The sequence below is a fragment of the Arthrobacter sp. MMS24-S77 genome (assembly GCF_054888235.1).
On sequence record NZ_JBTZRN010000001.1, the window covers coordinates 4,459,758 to 4,475,361 of the forward strand.

The 15,604-nt window shown below is 62.5% G+C and carries 16 protein-coding genes; 6 read left to right on the forward strand and 10 right to left on the reverse strand.

Annotated elements, in window-relative coordinates; translation table 11 throughout:
- Positions 1–52 precede the first annotated feature (52 nt).
- Together ACX5I4_RS20620 and ACX5I4_RS20625 are read right to left on the reverse strand one after the other, a co-directional pair.
- On the reverse strand, positions 53–1,513 hold the full coding sequence (locus ACX5I4_RS20620; protein WP_461838316.1) for an alpha/beta hydrolase family protein: 1,461 nt from the start codon (positions 1,511–1,513) through the stop codon (positions 53–55).
- Complete coding sequence (locus ACX5I4_RS20625; protein WP_461838317.1) at positions 1,513–1,821, reverse strand: hypothetical protein; 309 nt, start codon at positions 1,819–1,821, stop codon at positions 1,513–1,515. Before ACX5I4_RS20625 ends, ACX5I4_RS20620 begins: the two co-directional genes overlap by 1 nt.
- Before the next feature lie 194 nt (positions 1,822–2,015).
- Here ACX5I4_RS20625 and purB point away from each other — a divergent pair, with 194 nt between their 5' ends.
- From purB to ACX5I4_RS20640, 3 genes are all read left to right on the forward strand, one after another.
- Positions 2,016–3,458 carry an adenylosuccinate lyase gene (gene purB, locus ACX5I4_RS20630; protein ID WP_461838318.1) on the forward strand — a complete coding sequence of 481 codons (1,443 nt, stop codon included), beginning with the start codon at positions 2,016–2,018 and terminating at the stop codon, positions 3,456–3,458.
- A 302-nt stretch (positions 3,459–3,760) separates the two neighbouring features.
- Positions 3,761–4,420 carry a histidine phosphatase family protein gene (locus ACX5I4_RS20635; protein ID WP_461838319.1) on the forward strand — a complete coding sequence of 220 codons (660 nt, stop codon included), beginning with the start codon at positions 3,761–3,763 and terminating at the stop codon, positions 4,418–4,420.
- Between the two features lie 124 nt (positions 4,421–4,544).
- The gene (locus tag ACX5I4_RS20640; protein WP_461838320.1) at positions 4,545–5,048 is read left to right on the forward strand and encodes a GNAT family N-acetyltransferase; all 504 of its coding nucleotides are present in this window, start codon (positions 4,545–4,547) and stop codon (positions 5,046–5,048) included.
- 24 nt (positions 5,049–5,072) lie between these two features.
- Here the strand turns inward: ACX5I4_RS20640 and ACX5I4_RS20645 are convergent, their stop codons facing one another.
- Positions 5,073–5,966, reverse strand: coding sequence for a cytochrome c oxidase assembly protein (locus ACX5I4_RS20645; protein WP_461838321.1), 894 nt, complete (start codon positions 5,964–5,966; stop codon positions 5,073–5,075).
- Between the two features lie 226 nt (positions 5,967–6,192).
- On the opposite strand from ACX5I4_RS20645, the gene ACX5I4_RS20650 reads away from it, so the two are divergent.
- A complete protein-coding gene (locus ACX5I4_RS20650; protein ID WP_184740220.1) occupies positions 6,193–6,627 on the forward strand; it encodes an acyl-CoA thioesterase in 435 nt (144 codons plus the stop codon).
- A 196-nt stretch (positions 6,628–6,823) separates the two neighbouring features.
- Here the strand turns inward: ACX5I4_RS20650 and ACX5I4_RS20655 are convergent, their stop codons facing one another.
- The 5 genes from ACX5I4_RS20655 to ACX5I4_RS20675 are packed head-to-tail and all read right to left on the reverse strand — an operon-like array spanning position 6,824 to position 11,552.
- The gene (locus ACX5I4_RS20655; protein ID WP_268020000.1) at positions 6,824–7,573 is read right to left on the reverse strand and encodes an SDR family oxidoreductase; all 750 of its coding nucleotides are present in this window, start codon (positions 7,571–7,573) and stop codon (positions 6,824–6,826) included.
- Between the two features lie 58 nt (positions 7,574–7,631).
- A complete protein-coding gene (locus ACX5I4_RS20660; RefSeq protein ID WP_461838322.1) occupies positions 7,632–8,972 on the reverse strand; it encodes an MFS transporter in 1,341 nt (446 codons plus the stop codon).
- Between the two features lie 57 nt (positions 8,973–9,029).
- A complete protein-coding gene (locus tag ACX5I4_RS20665; protein ID WP_461838323.1) occupies positions 9,030–10,043 on the reverse strand; it encodes a 5-oxoprolinase subunit C family protein in 1,014 nt (337 codons plus the stop codon).
- Complete coding sequence (locus ACX5I4_RS20670) at positions 10,040–10,762, reverse strand: 5-oxoprolinase subunit B family protein (RefSeq protein WP_461838324.1); 723 nt, start codon at positions 10,760–10,762, stop codon at positions 10,040–10,042. Before ACX5I4_RS20670 ends, ACX5I4_RS20665 begins: the two co-directional genes overlap by 4 nt.
- A gap of 1 nt (position 10,763) precedes the next feature.
- Positions 10,764–11,552 carry a LamB/YcsF family protein gene (locus ACX5I4_RS20675; RefSeq protein ID WP_461838325.1) on the reverse strand — a complete coding sequence of 263 codons (789 nt, stop codon included), beginning with the start codon at positions 11,550–11,552 and terminating at the stop codon, positions 10,764–10,766.
- 513 nt (positions 11,553–12,065) lie between these two features.
- On the opposite strand from ACX5I4_RS20675, the gene ACX5I4_RS20680 reads away from it, so the two are divergent.
- Both ACX5I4_RS20680 and ACX5I4_RS20685 read left to right on the forward strand, forming a co-directional pair.
- Positions 12,066–12,998: a LysR substrate-binding domain-containing protein gene (locus ACX5I4_RS20680; protein WP_461838326.1), complete on the forward strand. Its 933-nt coding sequence runs from the start codon at positions 12,066–12,068 to the stop codon at positions 12,996–12,998.
- A 135-nt stretch (positions 12,999–13,133) separates the two neighbouring features.
- The gene (locus ACX5I4_RS20685; RefSeq protein WP_461838327.1) at positions 13,134–13,355 is read left to right on the forward strand and encodes a hypothetical protein; all 222 of its coding nucleotides are present in this window, start codon (positions 13,134–13,136) and stop codon (positions 13,353–13,355) included.
- Positions 13,356–13,513: 158 nt separating this feature from the next.
- Here the strand turns inward: ACX5I4_RS20685 and ACX5I4_RS20690 are convergent, their stop codons facing one another.
- Together ACX5I4_RS20690 and ACX5I4_RS20695 are read right to left on the reverse strand one after the other, a co-directional pair.
- A complete protein-coding gene (locus ACX5I4_RS20690) occupies positions 13,514–14,188 on the reverse strand; it encodes a 4-carboxy-4-hydroxy-2-oxoadipate aldolase/oxaloacetate decarboxylase (RefSeq protein ID WP_461838328.1) in 675 nt (224 codons plus the stop codon).
- A gap of 45 nt (positions 14,189–14,233) precedes the next feature.
- Positions 14,234–15,442 (reverse strand): aspartate transaminase, encoded by a 1,209-nt coding sequence (locus ACX5I4_RS20695; protein WP_461838329.1) that lies wholly within the window; start codon positions 15,440–15,442, stop codon positions 14,234–14,236.
- Positions 15,443–15,604 lie beyond the last annotated feature (162 nt).

Genomic DNA, 15,604 nt, shown 5'->3' on the forward strand with positions numbered 1-15,604 from the left:
CGTCCATTAGCAGGCGTTAGGAAGACTTGGACCTGTCCGCTCGGCGGCCTTCCTAGCGCCCTCCCGATCCGGAGCGGATATCTGACGGGGCGGGCGGTTCGATCCTCGGAGCGGGCATCGATGGGGAGGGCACGGGCACCCGGGGAACCGGAACCCGTGCAGGCCGGGCCGCTTCACGATTCAGCCTGAATCTACTCACCTTGGCTACTCCGCCAGCACCCAGTATCCCGCCCAGGGTGGCTGTGGACGCCGCTAGGGAAGGATCGGAACTGAGCTGCACAAGGTTCGCCCCTTCCTCATAGTGCGCGAGCTTGTGTGCAGGACCCAGGCCTGGGTCCTCCCCAGGGGCCAGGCTCAGCGGATTGGTCATGGTGACCGTGACCCTGTCCTTGGTATCAGCGTTGGCTTTGCCGTCAGCGCCCGGCACCCAATCGTGTTCGTGCTCCAAGTGCAAGCTCCCGATGCCGGCTTCCGGCGTGATTCCCCCGACAGGCGATCCTGCCGTCACGACAAACTTGAGGTCGTACTCGGCGAGGAACGCCTTGTCCTGGCTCAGGTTCATGGCGTGGATCCCTCCCTGGCTGTGACCCACCGCCACCACCGACTCACCCGCAGCCGCGCCTGCCTCGCGCAAGGCCTGACGGATGGCCTTGCTGGTTTCCGCGGACTCGTAGCCAAGTGCTTCGGCGATGCCGGCCTCATCCAACGGATTGCTGCCCCCTGGCGGTTTGCCAAGTTGGGTACCAGGAATCAATACCACCCATGCTCGTTCTCCGTCCCTATCTACTTGGACTACTTCAATTTCTCCCTCCGAACTAGCTGAGACGTGGTTCAGCTCCCGGAGCAATCCTGAAGCTGAGAGGTCAATGCTTTTCGTGGTGGTCTCGCTCCGACTGACGTTGATGGGACGTGGCCTCAGGAACGCCAAACCAGGGGCAGCTACGATGGCTCTCAATACGGCGCCCACGTCGGTTGGTCCAGCCATAGTCCCCGCAAGGTTGGCCGCTGCGAGTGGCAGCCCCATCATCCATGCCAACATCAGGGGTAGATTCTGGACTGCTCCCTCCGTGGCGTCTCTTGCCCCGAGGCCCAGAGGATTGAGACCCGCCCCGAAGACGGGCATTCCTAGGCCCATTCGCAGACGGATCGCCGCATGTGATTCCGCAAACTCATATTCACGGTGGCTTGCCCTGACATCGTCGCCAATCCGCTGAAGCTGTTCACGGACCCTCCCAATGTCCCGGCCACTTTCCCCGACGGCAATGATGGCATTGCTTCCACTCGTGTAAGAGGAGGCTTGGTACGGAAAAAGAGCCACCCGCACCGCCTCGGCCTCCCTTTCTATGGCCTGCAGTTGGTGCACAAGGTCGTCCAGCGCGGCCGCGCCAGCAAGCAGCTCTTCGAATTGGAAGTTGATTCCGCCAACACCGCCGCGAATACGCAGGGGGCCGTCCGGCTCGGGTGTTTTGGGGCGGGGCGACCCGCCACCGCCGACGGGAGCGATCTCGACCATCAGACGCCTGGCTGGCCGTTCGATGCCACATTCTGGGAATGCCGGAGAGTCACTACGGCAGCCTCACGCAACGCGTCACGCCCCCTTCGGAGGGACGCGGCCTGCAAAGCGACAGTAGTCCTGTAGGCGCGGCCTGCCGGCGACTCCCAATGATCGAGCTGCAGCTGTGCCAACTTGGCAAGCACGGCGTCGGCCTGGTCTGCACAGACGGTCATCCGCCATCCGAGCTGCTGGACTTCCGCTCCACGTGAAACACATTGCCGGGAATCCAGGTCCGGTCCTCCAGCCGTCATCTGAATGACGCTCACGATGTTGCCCCTCCCCTAGGTCCAATTGATGTTGTGGCACCGACGCTACGTACGCTCAGGTGCGTGCGGAACCACCATGGTGGGCTATGTGGACAAACTGCCGGAAACACTGCTGTGGAGGGGAAGCCGAGGGGTTATGCACATAGAGAAGTACCGCTTAATGACGCAGAGCGAGTTCATGAAAGAATTGCCTCATGCCTGAAACCGTCGCCGCCGCTGTTACCCGTACGCCCTCTGGACGCTTGGCCCTTGCCGCGTCGCCGGAGCCGATCGCCCTTGGCCCGCTGGACGGCCGGTACCAGTCCGCCGTCGCCCCCCTCGTCGACTACCTTTCCGAGGCCGCCCTCAACCGCGACCGTGTGGCCGTCGAGGTCGAGTGGCTCATCCACCTGACCAGCAACAATGTGCTCCCTGGTGCCGGCCCCCTGACCCCCGAACAGCAGGAGAAGCTGCGCGGCATCGTCACCGAGTTCGACGCCGCTTCGGTCACCGAACTCGCCGAAATCGAAGCAGTCACGGTCCACGACGTCAAGGCTGTTGAGTACTACATCGGCCGTCGCCTTCCCGCGATCGGTATCGAGAACCTGACCGCGATGGTGCACTTCGGCTGCACCTCGGAAGACATCAACAACCTGTCTTACGCCTTGGGCGTCAAGGGCGCTGTGGAGGATGTCTGGCTCCCCGCTGCCAGCGCCTTGGTGAAGCAGATCGAAGCGATGGCCGAGGAAAACCGCGCCGTCCCCATGCTTTCCCGGACCCACGGCCAGCCCGCCACACCTACCACGTTGGGCAAGGAACTGGCAGTCATCGCGCATCGCCTGAACCGCCAGCTGGACCGCGTTTCCAGGACGCAATACCTAGGCAAGATCAACGGCGCTACCGGTACATACGCGGCACACGTCGCTTCCGTTCCGGGCGCCGACTGGCAGGCCGTAGCCCAGTCCTTCGTTGAGGGCTTGGGCCTGACCTGGAACCCGCTGACCACCCAGATCGAGAGCCACGATTGGCAGGCTGAACTCTACGCCGACGTTGCGCGCTTCAACCGCATCCTGCACAACGTCTGCACGGACATCTGGAGCTATATCTCCATCGGATACTTCCGCCAGATCCCGGTTGCAGGCGCCACCGGGTCCTCCACCATGCCGCACAAGGTCAACCCGATCCGCTTCGAAAATGCCGAGGCCAACCTTGAGATTTCCAACGGGTTGTTGGACACTTTGGGCGCCACCCTGGTTACTTCCCGGTGGCAGCGAGACCTCACGGACTCTTCTTCGCAGCGCAACATCGGCGTCGCATTCGGGCACTCGCTCCTTGCAATCTCAAATGTCGCCAAGGGATTGAAGGCCCTGGACGTTGCTGAGGAGGTACTCGCGGCCGATCTCGACACCAACTGGGAAGTCTTGGGCGAAGCCATTCAGATGGTCATGCGGGCGGAGGCCATCGCCGGCGTTGAGGGCATGGAGAACCCGTACGAGCGGCTCAAGGACCTCACCCGCGGTCAGCGCGTCGACGCCGCCCGCATGCAGGAGTTCGTCTCCGGCTTGGGGCTTTCTCCAGAGGCCGAGGCACGGCTGCTGGCACTGACTCCGGGCAAGTACACCGGTATCGCCAACCAGCTTGTGGACCACCTGAAGTAGAACGCAGCACTGCGGAACGGTAGCAGCCGTTCGACGGCGGCCAGGGCACGGAGTTCCTGGCCACCGTCCGGGTCTGGCCACCGTCCGCGTCTGAGTCGGCTTGTCGACCGCCTGGGTCCGCGTCTGAGTCGGTTTGTCCAAGTCTGGGTCGGCTTCGATCCGGTTCGTCCCTGGTTGCGCTGTCTGACGAACGGCGTGTCGGCCCGGCGCTTAAGTGCCGGGCCTGCTTGGCTGAAAGCCACCGGGTCGAAACGCTGCGTGGACCCGGCATTTCCGAATCGAGCGTAAGGAACTGTGTCAGCATGAGGCTCTTGCTTATCCGCCACGGGCAAACCCCCGGAAACGTCCTGGGACAGTTGGACACTGCGTTTCCCGGTCCGGGACTGACTGAACTCGGCGAGCGCCAGGCCGCCGCACTCCCAGTGTCGCTCGCCAACGAAGACATCACGGCCATCTATGCGTCCACGCTGATCCGCACCCAGCTGACCGCCGCACCGCTCGCCAAGGCCCTGGGACTCGAGGCCACCGTGTTGGAGGGCCTGCAGGAGATCGAGGCAGGTGTTTTGGAGAAGCTTACCGACCACGAATCGCACCACCGGTATATGAGCACCGTTTTTGCGTGGACGGACGGCGAATTGGACGTCCGCATGCCAGGAGCGGGTGACGGGCACGAGTTCTTCGCCCGCTACGACGCGGCCATCGCCAAGGTGGCAGCGGCGGGCGACGAGACCGCCGTCGTAGTCAGCCATGGTGCCGCGATCCGCTGCTGGGCCGGTCGCCGTGCAGTCGATGTCGGCCGCGAATTCGCCGCTACCCACCAGCTCCAGAACACCGGAATCGTGGTGCTTGAAGGCGATCCGGAAGGTGGTTGGCGCCTGCTGCATTGGGACCAAAGCCCTGTGGGCGGACTTGCCTTGGCCGACCGGACGGCGGAAGATCCTACCGGCGACGCCCTCGAATAGCCCGTGTCTGAAGGTCAGGCTAACGCCCCGGTATTTCTCCGGACGCTTACGCGGAGGAAACACCGCGGTAACCCCCGCTTCCTAGGCTTGATTTGCATAACCCCCTCCGGCGAAAGAGGTTCCGATGCAGACCAATCCGCGGCTCAACATCAGACAGGTCACCTGGGGCAACCCAGTGGGTGCAGACCTCCGCGCAGCGCAGCAAGCGGAACTGGACGCGCGTTTTGGCAACTCAGACCACGAGCCCGGACCTGCACCATCGGAAGCTGATACCGCGGTTTTCGTCGTGGCCTACGAAAAGTGCTCAGGACAGCCCCTGGGTTGCGGCGGTCTGCGGATCTTGGATGCTGAGACCGCAGAAATCAAACGCCTCTACGTTGTCCCTTACGCCAGGGGTTCGGGAGTGGCCAGTTCCATTCTGGCCGCGCTGGAAGCGCAAGCGCACTCCCACGGCTTCAGCGTGATCACAGCGGAAGCAGGATCGGCCCAATCGGACGGTCGCAGCTTCTACGAAAGCGCCGGCTTCGCCCCAGTGCCCAACTTCGGCCCGTACATCGGCGTCAGCCACTCGCAGTGCTACGCGAAGCCGATCGATTCGCACAGCGCATCGCACACCGCGATGGCCTAAGGACCCCCGCCGGCCGCCTGGAGATCAGTCCAGGCTACGTCCGCCTTGCCCCAGATGTGCCCGATTCAGGGCTTCGATTTCTTCATCGCTAAGGTCGTCAAAGCTCTTGGCCTCGTGTTTGTCGCTACGGGAGAACCGGACAAACATCAGGATGATGAGGGGAAGGTCCACGATCTCCGCGAGGAACCACATGAGGTCCCCGGCGAGTTGCTGGTCCCGCAGCGGTGAGGGGAACCAGCCTGGTTGATTGCCCAAAACCGATGTGGCGCCGTCGAGGATTCCCGGGCTGAGCCGCATCAGGACGCCTGGCACGGCGTCTGCAAGCAACTCGATGAAGACGAAGATGAATTCGACCACAATGAGTGATCCAGTGCGTCCTGCACCGTCTTCCATGATCGGCACTGTCATGAGGAGTCCCATGACAGGCACCAGCAGAGTCAGGATGATGTCGGCGGCCGGGTTGGTCCGGAGCACATAGAACAGCGGGGTCAAGAACACGGTGAACATGGCGAGCCCCAGAAGCGCCGCCACGAGTGTATTGCTAAGCATGCGGACCAGCCTGTGCCCGAGGACCGCTTCCACCCTCGCCGCACCCACGGGGCCAAGGGTCTGCCTTGCCAACGTTAGCGGCTTGCCCAGGCCAATCAACAGCGGGACCACAAACAGATAAGACGTCACTTTGAGAGTGAAGGCCCACCGCAGATCGTGACTATAGCTGCCCGGGAATCCAAAGCTCAGCGCCGCGAAACTACCCAGTCCAAGGGCGAAGAAGGCGAACGAATTCCACAAAGGCCAGCGGATATCCCGGCGCTTGGCGGCAACCAGGCCCTTTGAATACAGGACGACGGCGGCAACAAGAATGGCCAGCGCGGGCCAGTTCATCGACCAGGCGCCCAGCACAACGTTCAGCGGTGGCATGGTCAGCGGTTCCAGCCGGAAGCCAAGGCGCTCAGCCCAGCACTACGGTGGGTCTTGTCGATCTTCATGGTGTTCCTCCAGAGCGTTCCCGGTGTGCCGCGTGGTGCGCGAATCGGCGTGTCGTTTTGTGCCCTGAACCGGGTGCACCCTATCCATGTTACGGAGTCGCGCAAAGCATGGCACGCCGTATAAGACGCAGGCGTCCGGCCTCGGCTAATCTCGCATTATGGAAAAGGCTGACATCACGTTCCGGACCCGCAAGTGGGTACGTCCGGAGGACCTCAATGCCAACGGCACGCTGTTCGGTGGAAGCTTGCTGAAATGGATTGACGAGGAAGCGGCAATCTACGCGATCCTCCAGCTTGGAAACGGCCGCGCGGTCACCAAGTACATCTCCGAAATCAACTTTGTCAGCTCAGCCGTCCAAGGCGATCTGGTGGAGATGGGCCTGACGGCAGTCCGCTTCGGCCGGACTTCGCTGACCATGCGCGCGGAGGTGCGCAACATGATCACTCGCGAGAGCATCCTAACCATCGAGGAAATCGTCTTCGTCAACCTCGGGCACGACGGGCGGCCGGAACCGCACGGCTACACGGAAATCACCTACGACCGCGACCGCATCCCCACGCACCACCTGACGCAAGCGCTCCACGAGGACTAAGCGCCCGACGTCGGGCCCTCCTAAAGCGTCGGGCCCCCTGAAGTGGCGGCCCAGTCCAAAAGCTTCTCCGCCGGAAACGGGTGCTGGCGGCCGCGAAATTCGCGGCCGCCAGCTTGTATTTCCGGTGACGGGAGTGGTGTCATCGGAACCTTTGGGGCGCCCAGGGCGGGGCGCGGCGCCTCAGGCGAGGCGAGGGTTAGCGCCGGTCGAAGGTGAGACCGCCGGGAACCTGGAAGGTTGGCATGAGTTCAAGCATGCCCACATTGACGTGGCGCGGGGTTTCGATGGCGTAATCGAGGGCGTTGACGATGTCGTCAGTGGTCAGCGACTCGTAGCCTTCGTAGTACGTCTTCCACGCTTCTTCCATGGCCTCAGGCGTGCCGCCCATGTTCCGGCCGAAGATCTCGGTTTCCACCCGGCCGGGGCAGATCTCGGTCACGCGGATGCGTTTGCCGACCGTGTCGTTCCTGAGCTGCCGGGAGATTTGGTGCACCGCCGCCTTGGTGGCGTGGTAGACCGTGTGGCCGTAGAAGTTGTAGACGCCGGCAATCGAGCTGATGTTGATGATGTGGCCAAGGTCGCGCTCCACCATGCCCGGCAGGACCAGCCGCGTGAGCTGAAGCAGGCCGCGAAGGTTGACATCAATGAGCTCGTCGATGTCCTGCTCGGAAGAGTCCAGGAGGTTGCCGGGCCGGGAAACCCCGGCGCAGTTGACCAGGACGTCGACCTTCAGGTCACTCACGACGGCGGTCAGGGCCGCTGTGTCGGTCAAGTCAACTACGTGCGGGATAGCACCCGTACGATCGGCCAGTTCGCTGAGGCGTTCCTCATTGCGGGCCACGGCGTGAACGGTCAGGCCCCTCTTGGCCAGCCGCTCGGTGATCGCGGCACCCATACCGGTTGACGCTCCGGTGACGAGGGCGGTGTTGTAGTCGGAAAAAGACATCGGTTCTCCAAAAGAGTGGAAATGGAAGGCACGAGCTGTGCCCGGAGGTCAGCGGCGCCTAAGCGTCGCGCAGGGGTTCGTGTGCCCGGTCCTTGACCGTGCTCACGGCTGCCAGCGTGCCGAGGGCCGTGATGACTGCGTAGAAGGCCGGCATGTAGATGTTGCCGGTGCTGCTGATAAGCCAGGTCATCAGCAACGGAGCAGTTCCGCCGAAGAGCGCGGAAGAGATGTTGTAGCCGAGTCCGTAAGCGGAGTACCGAACCCGGGTGGGGAACAGCTCAACGATCAGGATGTGGATAACGGCCGTGTGGCCGGCGAAGACGATGGCCATGATCGAGGCGCCAAGGATAGCCAGGCCCATGTTTCCCGTTGCGATGAGGGCGTAGGACGGGATGCCCAGGATGGTCATGGCGATTGCGGAGCCGGCGATGACCTTCTTGCGGCCGATGCGGTCGGAGAGGGCACCCATGAAAGGAATGGCGATGCAGATGACAACCAGGCTGCAGGCGGTGATGAACAGTGCCTCGCCGATGGTGAAGTTGAGCTGCTTGCCCTTGAGGAACGTAGGCATGTAAGAGAACAGGACGTAGTAGCCGGAGCCGTTCATGAGCGGGATGAAGAGGGCCAGAACCATGGCCCGGCGGTGCTCAGCGGACTGGAAGGCTTCCTTGAGCGGGTTCTTGGAGAGGCCGCCCTCTTCCTTGAGCTTTGTGAAGTTGGGGGTGTCCGCGATGGCCTTGCGGATGTACCAACCGATGACGCCCATGGGAATGGCGACCAGGAACGGAATGCGCCATGCGAAGGAGCCGAAGCCACCGCCGTCGATGGCAGCCGCGGTGAGCCACGGAGACATGGAGAACGCCACAAGGGTACCGGTGAGCAGTGCTGCGAACGAAGCGATCTGTGCGTAGGAGGTGATGATGCCGCGCTTGCCCTCGGGAGCGTGTTCAGCGAGGAAGGTCATAGCGCCGGCGGCTTCGCCGCCAACCGAAAAGCCCTGCAGGAGCCGCAAAAGGACGAGCAGGATGGGCGCCGCGATGCCGATAGCCGCGTACGTGGGCAGGATACCGATACCGGCGGTGGCCACGCTGATCAGCAGAATGACGAAGACCAGTAGCTTTTGCCTGCCGATCCGGTCGCCCAAGTAGCCACAAACAACGGCGCCAAGGGGCCGGACGAAGAACGACACGGCGTAGCCGGCGAACACGAACAACAGGGCGTTGTCCGGGTTGCCCGGGGCGAGGAACACCAGGGCAAGTGTTCCAGCCATGAAGGCGAAGATGCCGTTGTCATAGAGTTCCACGAAGATGCCAACGCAGCCTGCGGTGACAACCTTGCGCGTTTGACGGCCCGTGAGCCGTTCATGCTGCACTTGTGCAGCGTTGGTGTTTGCGGTCATGACATTTCCTTCTTGATGTTGAGCGTAGCAACGCCTATTGGTTTTGACGACGGGTTTTTAGCTGCATGCGGCAACCGGGAGGTCCTGCCACTGGGGTCGGCATCCAATGCCAAGTAGTCCGAAGACTGTGTTGACTGATTCGCGGAGGGTTTCAAGCTGCGCCCGCGAGCGCCGGTGGGCGGAAGTTGCCTCCGCCACTGTTGTTTTCCTGAAGTGGACCTTGTCGCCCGGGCGGGCTTGAGCAAGGACGTCCAGGCCATTACTGGTGACCACAGCGAGGACCGGATATCCGGCAGTGACGCCGCGTCCCCGATGCAGTACCAGCAACTCTTCCCGGGAGGGAACCTCGACGGCTCCCACCGGCACCCCGCGTGAAAGCACTTCACCACTTGAGGTTCTTTCCGGAAGTTCGCCACCGAGCCTCAGGCCGATGTGATTGCTCCGGCCACTCACGGCGTACTCCGACGTGAAGAGCAGCTCGGCGGAATCGCCAAACTCGGCGACGTCCGGACCATCGGTCACATCGACCATCAGCTCCTGCCCCATGTTCGGCCGTTCAAGACCAAGCCGGAAGAGCGGAAGGTCGAAGTACGGTTGGCGAACCGGGCCCACGCTGCGGCGGGTCAGGAGCGTGGTTCCTTCCTTGAGCTGCAGGCCGAAGCCCACAACGGTGTCCGGAGCACAACTACCCAGCAGCGTCGGCGCCTCCACGGAGCCGTGGACGGCCAGGTAGGCACGGAGGCCCCGGTTGATTCCCCGGATGGCCACCGTCTCGCCCGCTCGGACCGAAACCGGTTCCCATTGGCTGCACAGACGCCCGCCGACGGTGAGCGTCAGCGGAGCCCCCGTGACTGCGATCAGGATGTCGGAGTGCGCCTTCATCCTGAAGTCGAGGGCCGTGATCTCCACCAGGGGATCGTTGTCCAGGTTGCCGGCCAGGATGTTGGCGGCCCGGGCCGAATACTGGTCCAAGGCGCCGTTGACCGGCAGTCCAAAGCGAGGTCCGCGGAACCGGCCAAGGTCTGTGACCACGGCGTTACCGGGTTGCTGGATGAGAATATGCCCGCTCATGGCCGTGGTTCCAATTCCTTGCCGAGGTACGAGTGGAAATCTCCGGCCTCGACACGACGGAACCGAAGAATATCTCCGGGCTTGTAGGGGACCAGTGGTTCACGGCGAATGTTCAGGACGGTCAAAGGGGTCTGGCCGATAACGCACCAACCACCCGGCGCGGACGCGGGGGCGATGACGGCTTGGCGTCCTGCCACTGCCACCGCCCCTGCCGGGACGCTGAGTCGCGGATCCTTGAGGCGCGGCACGGGCTTGGGGAAAGCGGGGCCGTCCATCATGGGCGAGCCGGCAGGAGCGCCCAGGCAGCGGACAGTGTACGTCTTTTCGGTGTGGAGGCGGATGACTTCCTCGGCGTCGATGCCTTGGTATTCGGCAACCCGCTCCAAGTCGGGACCGTAGTCGCCCCCGTACACCACCGGGACGTCAAACTCACGGGGTGCCGTTGCGGCGCCGGCGGAACGGCCCATTTCGAGGAGTCCCAGCTTGACGAACGCGCGCACCTGGCGTGCCGACACCACGACGGGGTCGAATTCCACCAGCACGGAATCGTAGGTGGGTACCGCGCCGTAAAGGCCCTCGGCACCACAGCTCTCCAGCCAGTCCGCAAGACGGTGGACCGTGAGCCAGTTATCCTCGCTTGCTTCAGCAAGGGCGACAACGCGCAGTGCGGAGTCTCCGGATTCGTAAATCTCGGTGGGAGCCGCAGTGAGAACGGACATGTCAGGCCGCCTTCCTCTTGGCATCCATGACCTCTACCAATGGGGCGATACGGACGCCGGCCAAAATGAGTTCCGAACGGATGAGCCGGGCAAGTTCCACCGCACCCGGGTTGTCCCCATGAAGCAGGACGGTGTCCGTGGAGATGTCGATGTCAGTGCCGTTGGAACAGCGGATCTTGCCCTCACACACCATGCGGACGGTTCGTTCGACTATGGCCGAGGGATCGTGAAGGACGGCGCCGGGCTGGCTGCGCGGGACGAGTGTCCCGTCTTCCTGGTACGCGCGGTCCACAATGCCCACAATGGCCACGTCCAGGCCGGCGGACCGCGCCGCTTTGGCCAGCTCGCCCTCCTGGGCGACCACGATGAGATCGTTGTCCACGCGGGCGGCGGCCTCAGCCACGGCGGCGGCGTAGTCAGCGCGAACGGCTACGAGATTTCCCAGCCGGCCGTGCGGCGCAATGTGGTTGACCTTGGTTCCATGGAAAGCCGCGAAGCCGTTCAGGGCGCCGAGTTGGTACAACACATCGGAACGCACCTCGTCAGCACTGAGGCCCATGTCCCGGCGGCCGAAACCACGCAGGTCCGGGAAGCTCGGGTGCGCTCCGATGCCGACCCCGCGGCGAACACACTCGGCGACTGTGGCATCCATGATGTCGGGATCGCCCGCGTGGAACCCGCAAGCGATATTGGCGCTTGAAACGATCTCCAGAAGATCGGTGTCGCTGCCCATGGTGTAGGCACCGAATCCCTCTCCAAGATCCGCTACAAGATCAATTATCGGGTTCACGTGGTTCTCTTTCCGTGGTTCTGCATTGGGGTCCCGTAATTCCACACGAACGGCTGGAATATCGGAAGAATTCAGTTGCCTGTTCGATTGAAAGTGTTTAGCTAAACTTCTTCAATCAGATGCACTGTCGATAATTCTTTGGTGATAGAAGTCTCGCACCGACGAACTTCCCGCACAAAGACCTATTCGCTATCACGGGATAGCTCCCGGTTATGACCTACGGCACATGTGCTGCCCTGGCGGGGACCGCATGGCGCCGGACCGCCGTCGTCGACCTCTTTACTGGAGGTCGACGACGGCGAGCCACCAAATGCGTCTATATTTGGGTATCGGGACAATTGGTTGATGGGGAGTCAACGAAGTGCCAGTAATGGTTGGGAAACGCCACCATGGGGATGTGGATCTCAAATTAGTCGCTGAGAGACAGGTCACACAAAGACGGATTGTGTGTCCCTACATAGAATTTCCTTATGGCATCCAGGCCCCAATGGGGGCTTGGAGGAAGGCAGACCCATGGACACGCGGAAGCTCTCATATTTTGTAAAGATCGTCGATTCGGGGAGCATCACCAAGGCCGCCGCGGCGCTCCACGTCGCCCAGCCTGCCCTTAGCCAGCAGGTATCAGCGCTGGAAAGCGACCTGAAGCAACGCCTGCTGATCCGCAGCAAGCAAGGAGTCGAGCCAACTGCCGCAGGGCACACCCTGTATCGCCATGCCCAGACCATCCTGCGCCTCGTGGAACAAGCACGGCAGGATGTGGCGACGTCCGGCGCGGCACCGTCGGGCAGGGTTTCCATCGCGATCGCACCTTACAGCATGGCCTCGAGCCTGACGCCGCAAATCATCCGCGAGGTTGGCCGGCGGTACCCTGACATTGTGGTGCACCTGACGGAGATCTTCGGCGGAGTGCTGAGCGAGGCAATCAAGAATGGCCGCCTGGACATGGCCCTGATCTACGAGCCGGGGAAGATCCGTGGAGTGCAGTTCACCACCATGATCGTCGAAGACCTGCACCTCGTGACCCATGAAGACGTCGATGTGGCCCAAGGCCGAACAACGGTCACCCTAGAAGAAGCCAGCACCCTTGGACTATTCCTCCCCGAAAAGAACCACACCCTGCGCCAGATCATCGAGAAGGGGCTGGCCGAGCAGGGGTTGCCCCTGCGGCTCGTAGGAGAAGTGGAATCGGTTCCGTCGCTTGTTCGGCTCATCCGTGCAAACCTCGGGGCGACGGTCCTTCCGAAGTCAGCCGCTGATGCGCTCTTCCCCGATGAGAACTTCAAGGTATTGCGGATCGTCGAACCCGCCCTGCAGAGCAAGATTGCCCTGTGCACCCCTGACCATGAGCCACTGTCCGAGGCCGCCTCGGCCGTGCTCATCCTGGTCAAGGAGATGCTGCAGCAACAGTTGATCAGCAAGTACGCGGCCGATCCATCCGAAGCCTGATCCATCCATAACATTGCCTTATCCGGACAGATATCTTTGGTCTTATTCACGGAAGTTTTAATTTCCTATTATCGAATTATCAAGTAATTCGAAAGCGGCTCACGGATCCCGTGAACCAGACTAAAGGAACCAGCGGTGAAAAAGATCAGCCAGACCAGGTGGGCTTCGAATCCAACCATCGGAACGATCAGCGCACGGACCGGATTCCACTGCCCAAGGAACGGTTTCTGGCGTCCCTTGGGCGGCGTGGGCGAACCTCTCTTCGTCTTCGAAGGAAGCCTCATGCCGGCGCACGCTGGACACAGCATCGAATGGTATCTGGTCGACGCCCGGCCAGGACACCCCGGGCTGGACTGATTCAACCGGCCACCCGCCGCACCACGAAGGCGCCTTGCCCCCGGCAAGGCGCCTTATTCGTGCCCGGAAACGCGCGCGCAAAAGCTCTCCGGTGCGCAGACTCTCCGGGCGCGCAAAAGGCCGGCCACCGCATTCGGTGACCGGCCCCTTCGAGGCAATCAGTCTTCGACCAGGAGCCCCTTGGCCTTCAGCTTTTCCGTCAGTCCGCACAACTCGATGGTGTTGCCGCCGGCGTGGTACTGCTTGATGAGTTCGCGCTCGTGGTCGTCGCGGGCCTGGGAGAGCGCGATGACCTCCTCGGCTTCCTCACGGCGGACGACAACGACGCCGTCAGCGTCACCGCGGAGGATGTCTCCGGGGTAGATGATCTCATCGCCGAAAACGAGCGGGTGGTTGATCGGCCCAAGAGTTTCCTTGACCGTGCCCTTGATACAGACGCTGCCCGAGAAAACAGGCAGGCCCAGCTCGATGAGGTCCTGGGTGTCGCGCACACCGGAATCCGTCACCATAGCCGCAATGCCTTTGGCCTTCATGGCGTTGCCCAGGACGTCGCCGAACGTCCCTGCATCGGAGAATTCCTGCGCCCCCACCAAAACGACGTCACCGGCCTGGGCGTAGTGGATCGCGACCTGCAGCATGAGGTTGTCCTGCGGGGCACACGCCACGGTCACGGCCGGACCACAAAAGGACATCGAACGGTCGATTGGCTTGATCTTCGAACTCAGGGCGCCGCGGCGGCCCTGTGCTTCGTGGATAGTCGCGGAGGAGAACGCCGCGAGGCGGCTGACGACGTCGGCGTCGGGCCTCTGGAATTTGGTCTTAACGTGGATCATTTGCTGAATCTTTCTCTTGGCTGACTTCTGCGGTGCCCTTGGGGCTTAGTTGAGGGCGCTGACTGCCTTGCGGATCGACTCCACGCCAGCGTTGATGGTCTCCAACGATGTCGCGAAGGAAATCCGGAAGTAGGGGCCGAGGCCGTAGGCCGAGCCCTGGATGACAGCGACGGAGGCCGCGTTGAGGAGGTACAACGTGAAGTCCTGGTCGTTCTCGATGACCGTCCCGTCCGGAGCGGTCTTGCCGATGACGCCGCTGCAGTTCACGTAGGCGTAGAAGGCCCCATCGGCCGGCGCGACGGACAACCCGTCAATGGCGTTGAGGCCTTCGACGGCGACGTCCCGGCGCTTGCGGTACACCTCCACGCTGTCCCGGACGAAGGACTGATCGCCGTTCAGCGCAGCTGCCGCGGCGGCCTGGCTAATGGAGGAGGGGCAGGAGGACGTCTGCGACTGCAGCTTGTTCATGGCCGCGATCAAGGGTGCCGGACCCACACCGTAACCAAGTCGCCAGCCGGTCATCGCGTAGGCCTTGGAGACACCATTGACCAGCAGGATGCGGTCACGCAGGGACGGAACCGCGGCGACGAGGCTGGTCACCCGGCCGTCACCGAAGTGGATTTCGTCGTAGATTTCGTCGGTAAGGATGTAGACGTGGGGGAATTCCTCAAGGACGGCACCCAGCGCCTGCAGTTCTTCGCGCGAGTAGACGGCGCCGGTCGGGTTGGACGGCGCGTTCAGGATGAGCCACTTGGTCTTGGGCGTGATGGCTTCGCGGAGCGCGGCCGGCGTGAGCTTGAAGCCAGCGTCCTCTCCGCAAGCGACGATCACGGGCGTGCCATCGTTGGCGAGGACCATGTCCGGGTAGGACACCCAGTACGGTGCGGGGACGATGACCTCGTCTCCCTCGTTGAGCGATGCCATGAGGGCAACGTAAAGGACTTGCTTGGCGCCACCGCCGATGGTCAATTGATTCGGTTCGTAGTGCGCTCCGGTGTGGCTTTCGATCCGGCGGAGGATGGCGGTCTGCAGTTCCGGGGTCCCAGTGACCGAGGTGTATTTTGTCTCCCCGGCGTTGATCGCCTCGATAGCGGCTGCCTTGATGTGTTCAGGGGTGTCGAAGTCCGGCTCGCCGACGGTCAGGTCGATGATCGGGATGCCTTCAGCTCGTAGTTCGCGGACGCGGGCAGCGGCCGCAACGCTCGCTGAGGACTTGATGCGGGTGACCCTCGACGCCGGCAGGTAGTCGGACATTGTCTCCTCCAGAATCGTAAAACTCAGGACCCGCGGATTCGCGAATCCCCAATTTCGAGACTAGGCACTGCCGGGCGCCATGGATAAGACCTAATGTGCGTGGATCAATAAGGGGCACTTATGACCGCCTCAGCCATATGGGGCATTTGGGGTGGTTTGCGA

Bases quoted from the DNA above. Each gene is read 5' to 3' on its own strand.
- ACX5I4_RS20620 (WP_461838316.1), bottom strand. From the start codon at position 1,513: ATGGTCGAGATCGCTCCCGTCGGCGGTGGCGGGTCGCCCCGCCCCAAA.
- purB (WP_461838318.1), top strand. From the start codon at position 2,016: ATGCCTGAAACCGTCGCCGCCGCTGTTACCCGTACGCCCTCTGGACGC.
- ACX5I4_RS20635 (WP_461838319.1), top strand. From the start codon at position 3,761: ATGAGGCTCTTGCTTATCCGCCACGGGCAAACCCCCGGAAACGTCCTG.
- ACX5I4_RS20640 (WP_461838320.1), top strand. From the start codon at position 4,545: ATGCAGACCAATCCGCGGCTCAACATCAGACAGGTCACCTGGGGCAAC.
- ACX5I4_RS20645 (WP_461838321.1), bottom strand. From the start codon at position 5,966: ATGCCACCGCTGAACGTTGTGCTGGGCGCCTGGTCGATGAACTGGCCC.
- ACX5I4_RS20650 (WP_184740220.1), top strand. From the start codon at position 6,193: ATGGAAAAGGCTGACATCACGTTCCGGACCCGCAAGTGGGTACGTCCG.
- ACX5I4_RS20655 (WP_268020000.1), bottom strand. From the start codon at position 7,573: ATGTCTTTTTCCGACTACAACACCGCCCTCGTCACCGGAGCGTCAACC.
- ACX5I4_RS20660 (WP_461838322.1), bottom strand. From the start codon at position 8,972: ATGACCGCAAACACCAACGCTGCACAAGTGCAGCATGAACGGCTCACG.
- ACX5I4_RS20665 (WP_461838323.1), bottom strand. From the start codon at position 10,043: ATGAGCGGGCATATTCTCATCCAGCAACCCGGTAACGCCGTGGTCACA.
- ACX5I4_RS20670 (WP_461838324.1), bottom strand. From the start codon at position 10,762: ATGTCCGTTCTCACTGCGGCTCCCACCGAGATTTACGAATCCGGAGAC.
- ACX5I4_RS20680 (WP_461838326.1), top strand. From the start codon at position 12,066: ATGGACACGCGGAAGCTCTCATATTTTGTAAAGATCGTCGATTCGGGG.
- ACX5I4_RS20690 (WP_461838328.1), bottom strand. From the start codon at position 14,188: ATGATCCACGTTAAGACCAAATTCCAGAGGCCCGACGCCGACGTCGTC.
- ACX5I4_RS20695 (WP_461838329.1), bottom strand. From the start codon at position 15,442: ATGTCCGACTACCTGCCGGCGTCGAGGGTCACCCGCATCAAGTCCTCA.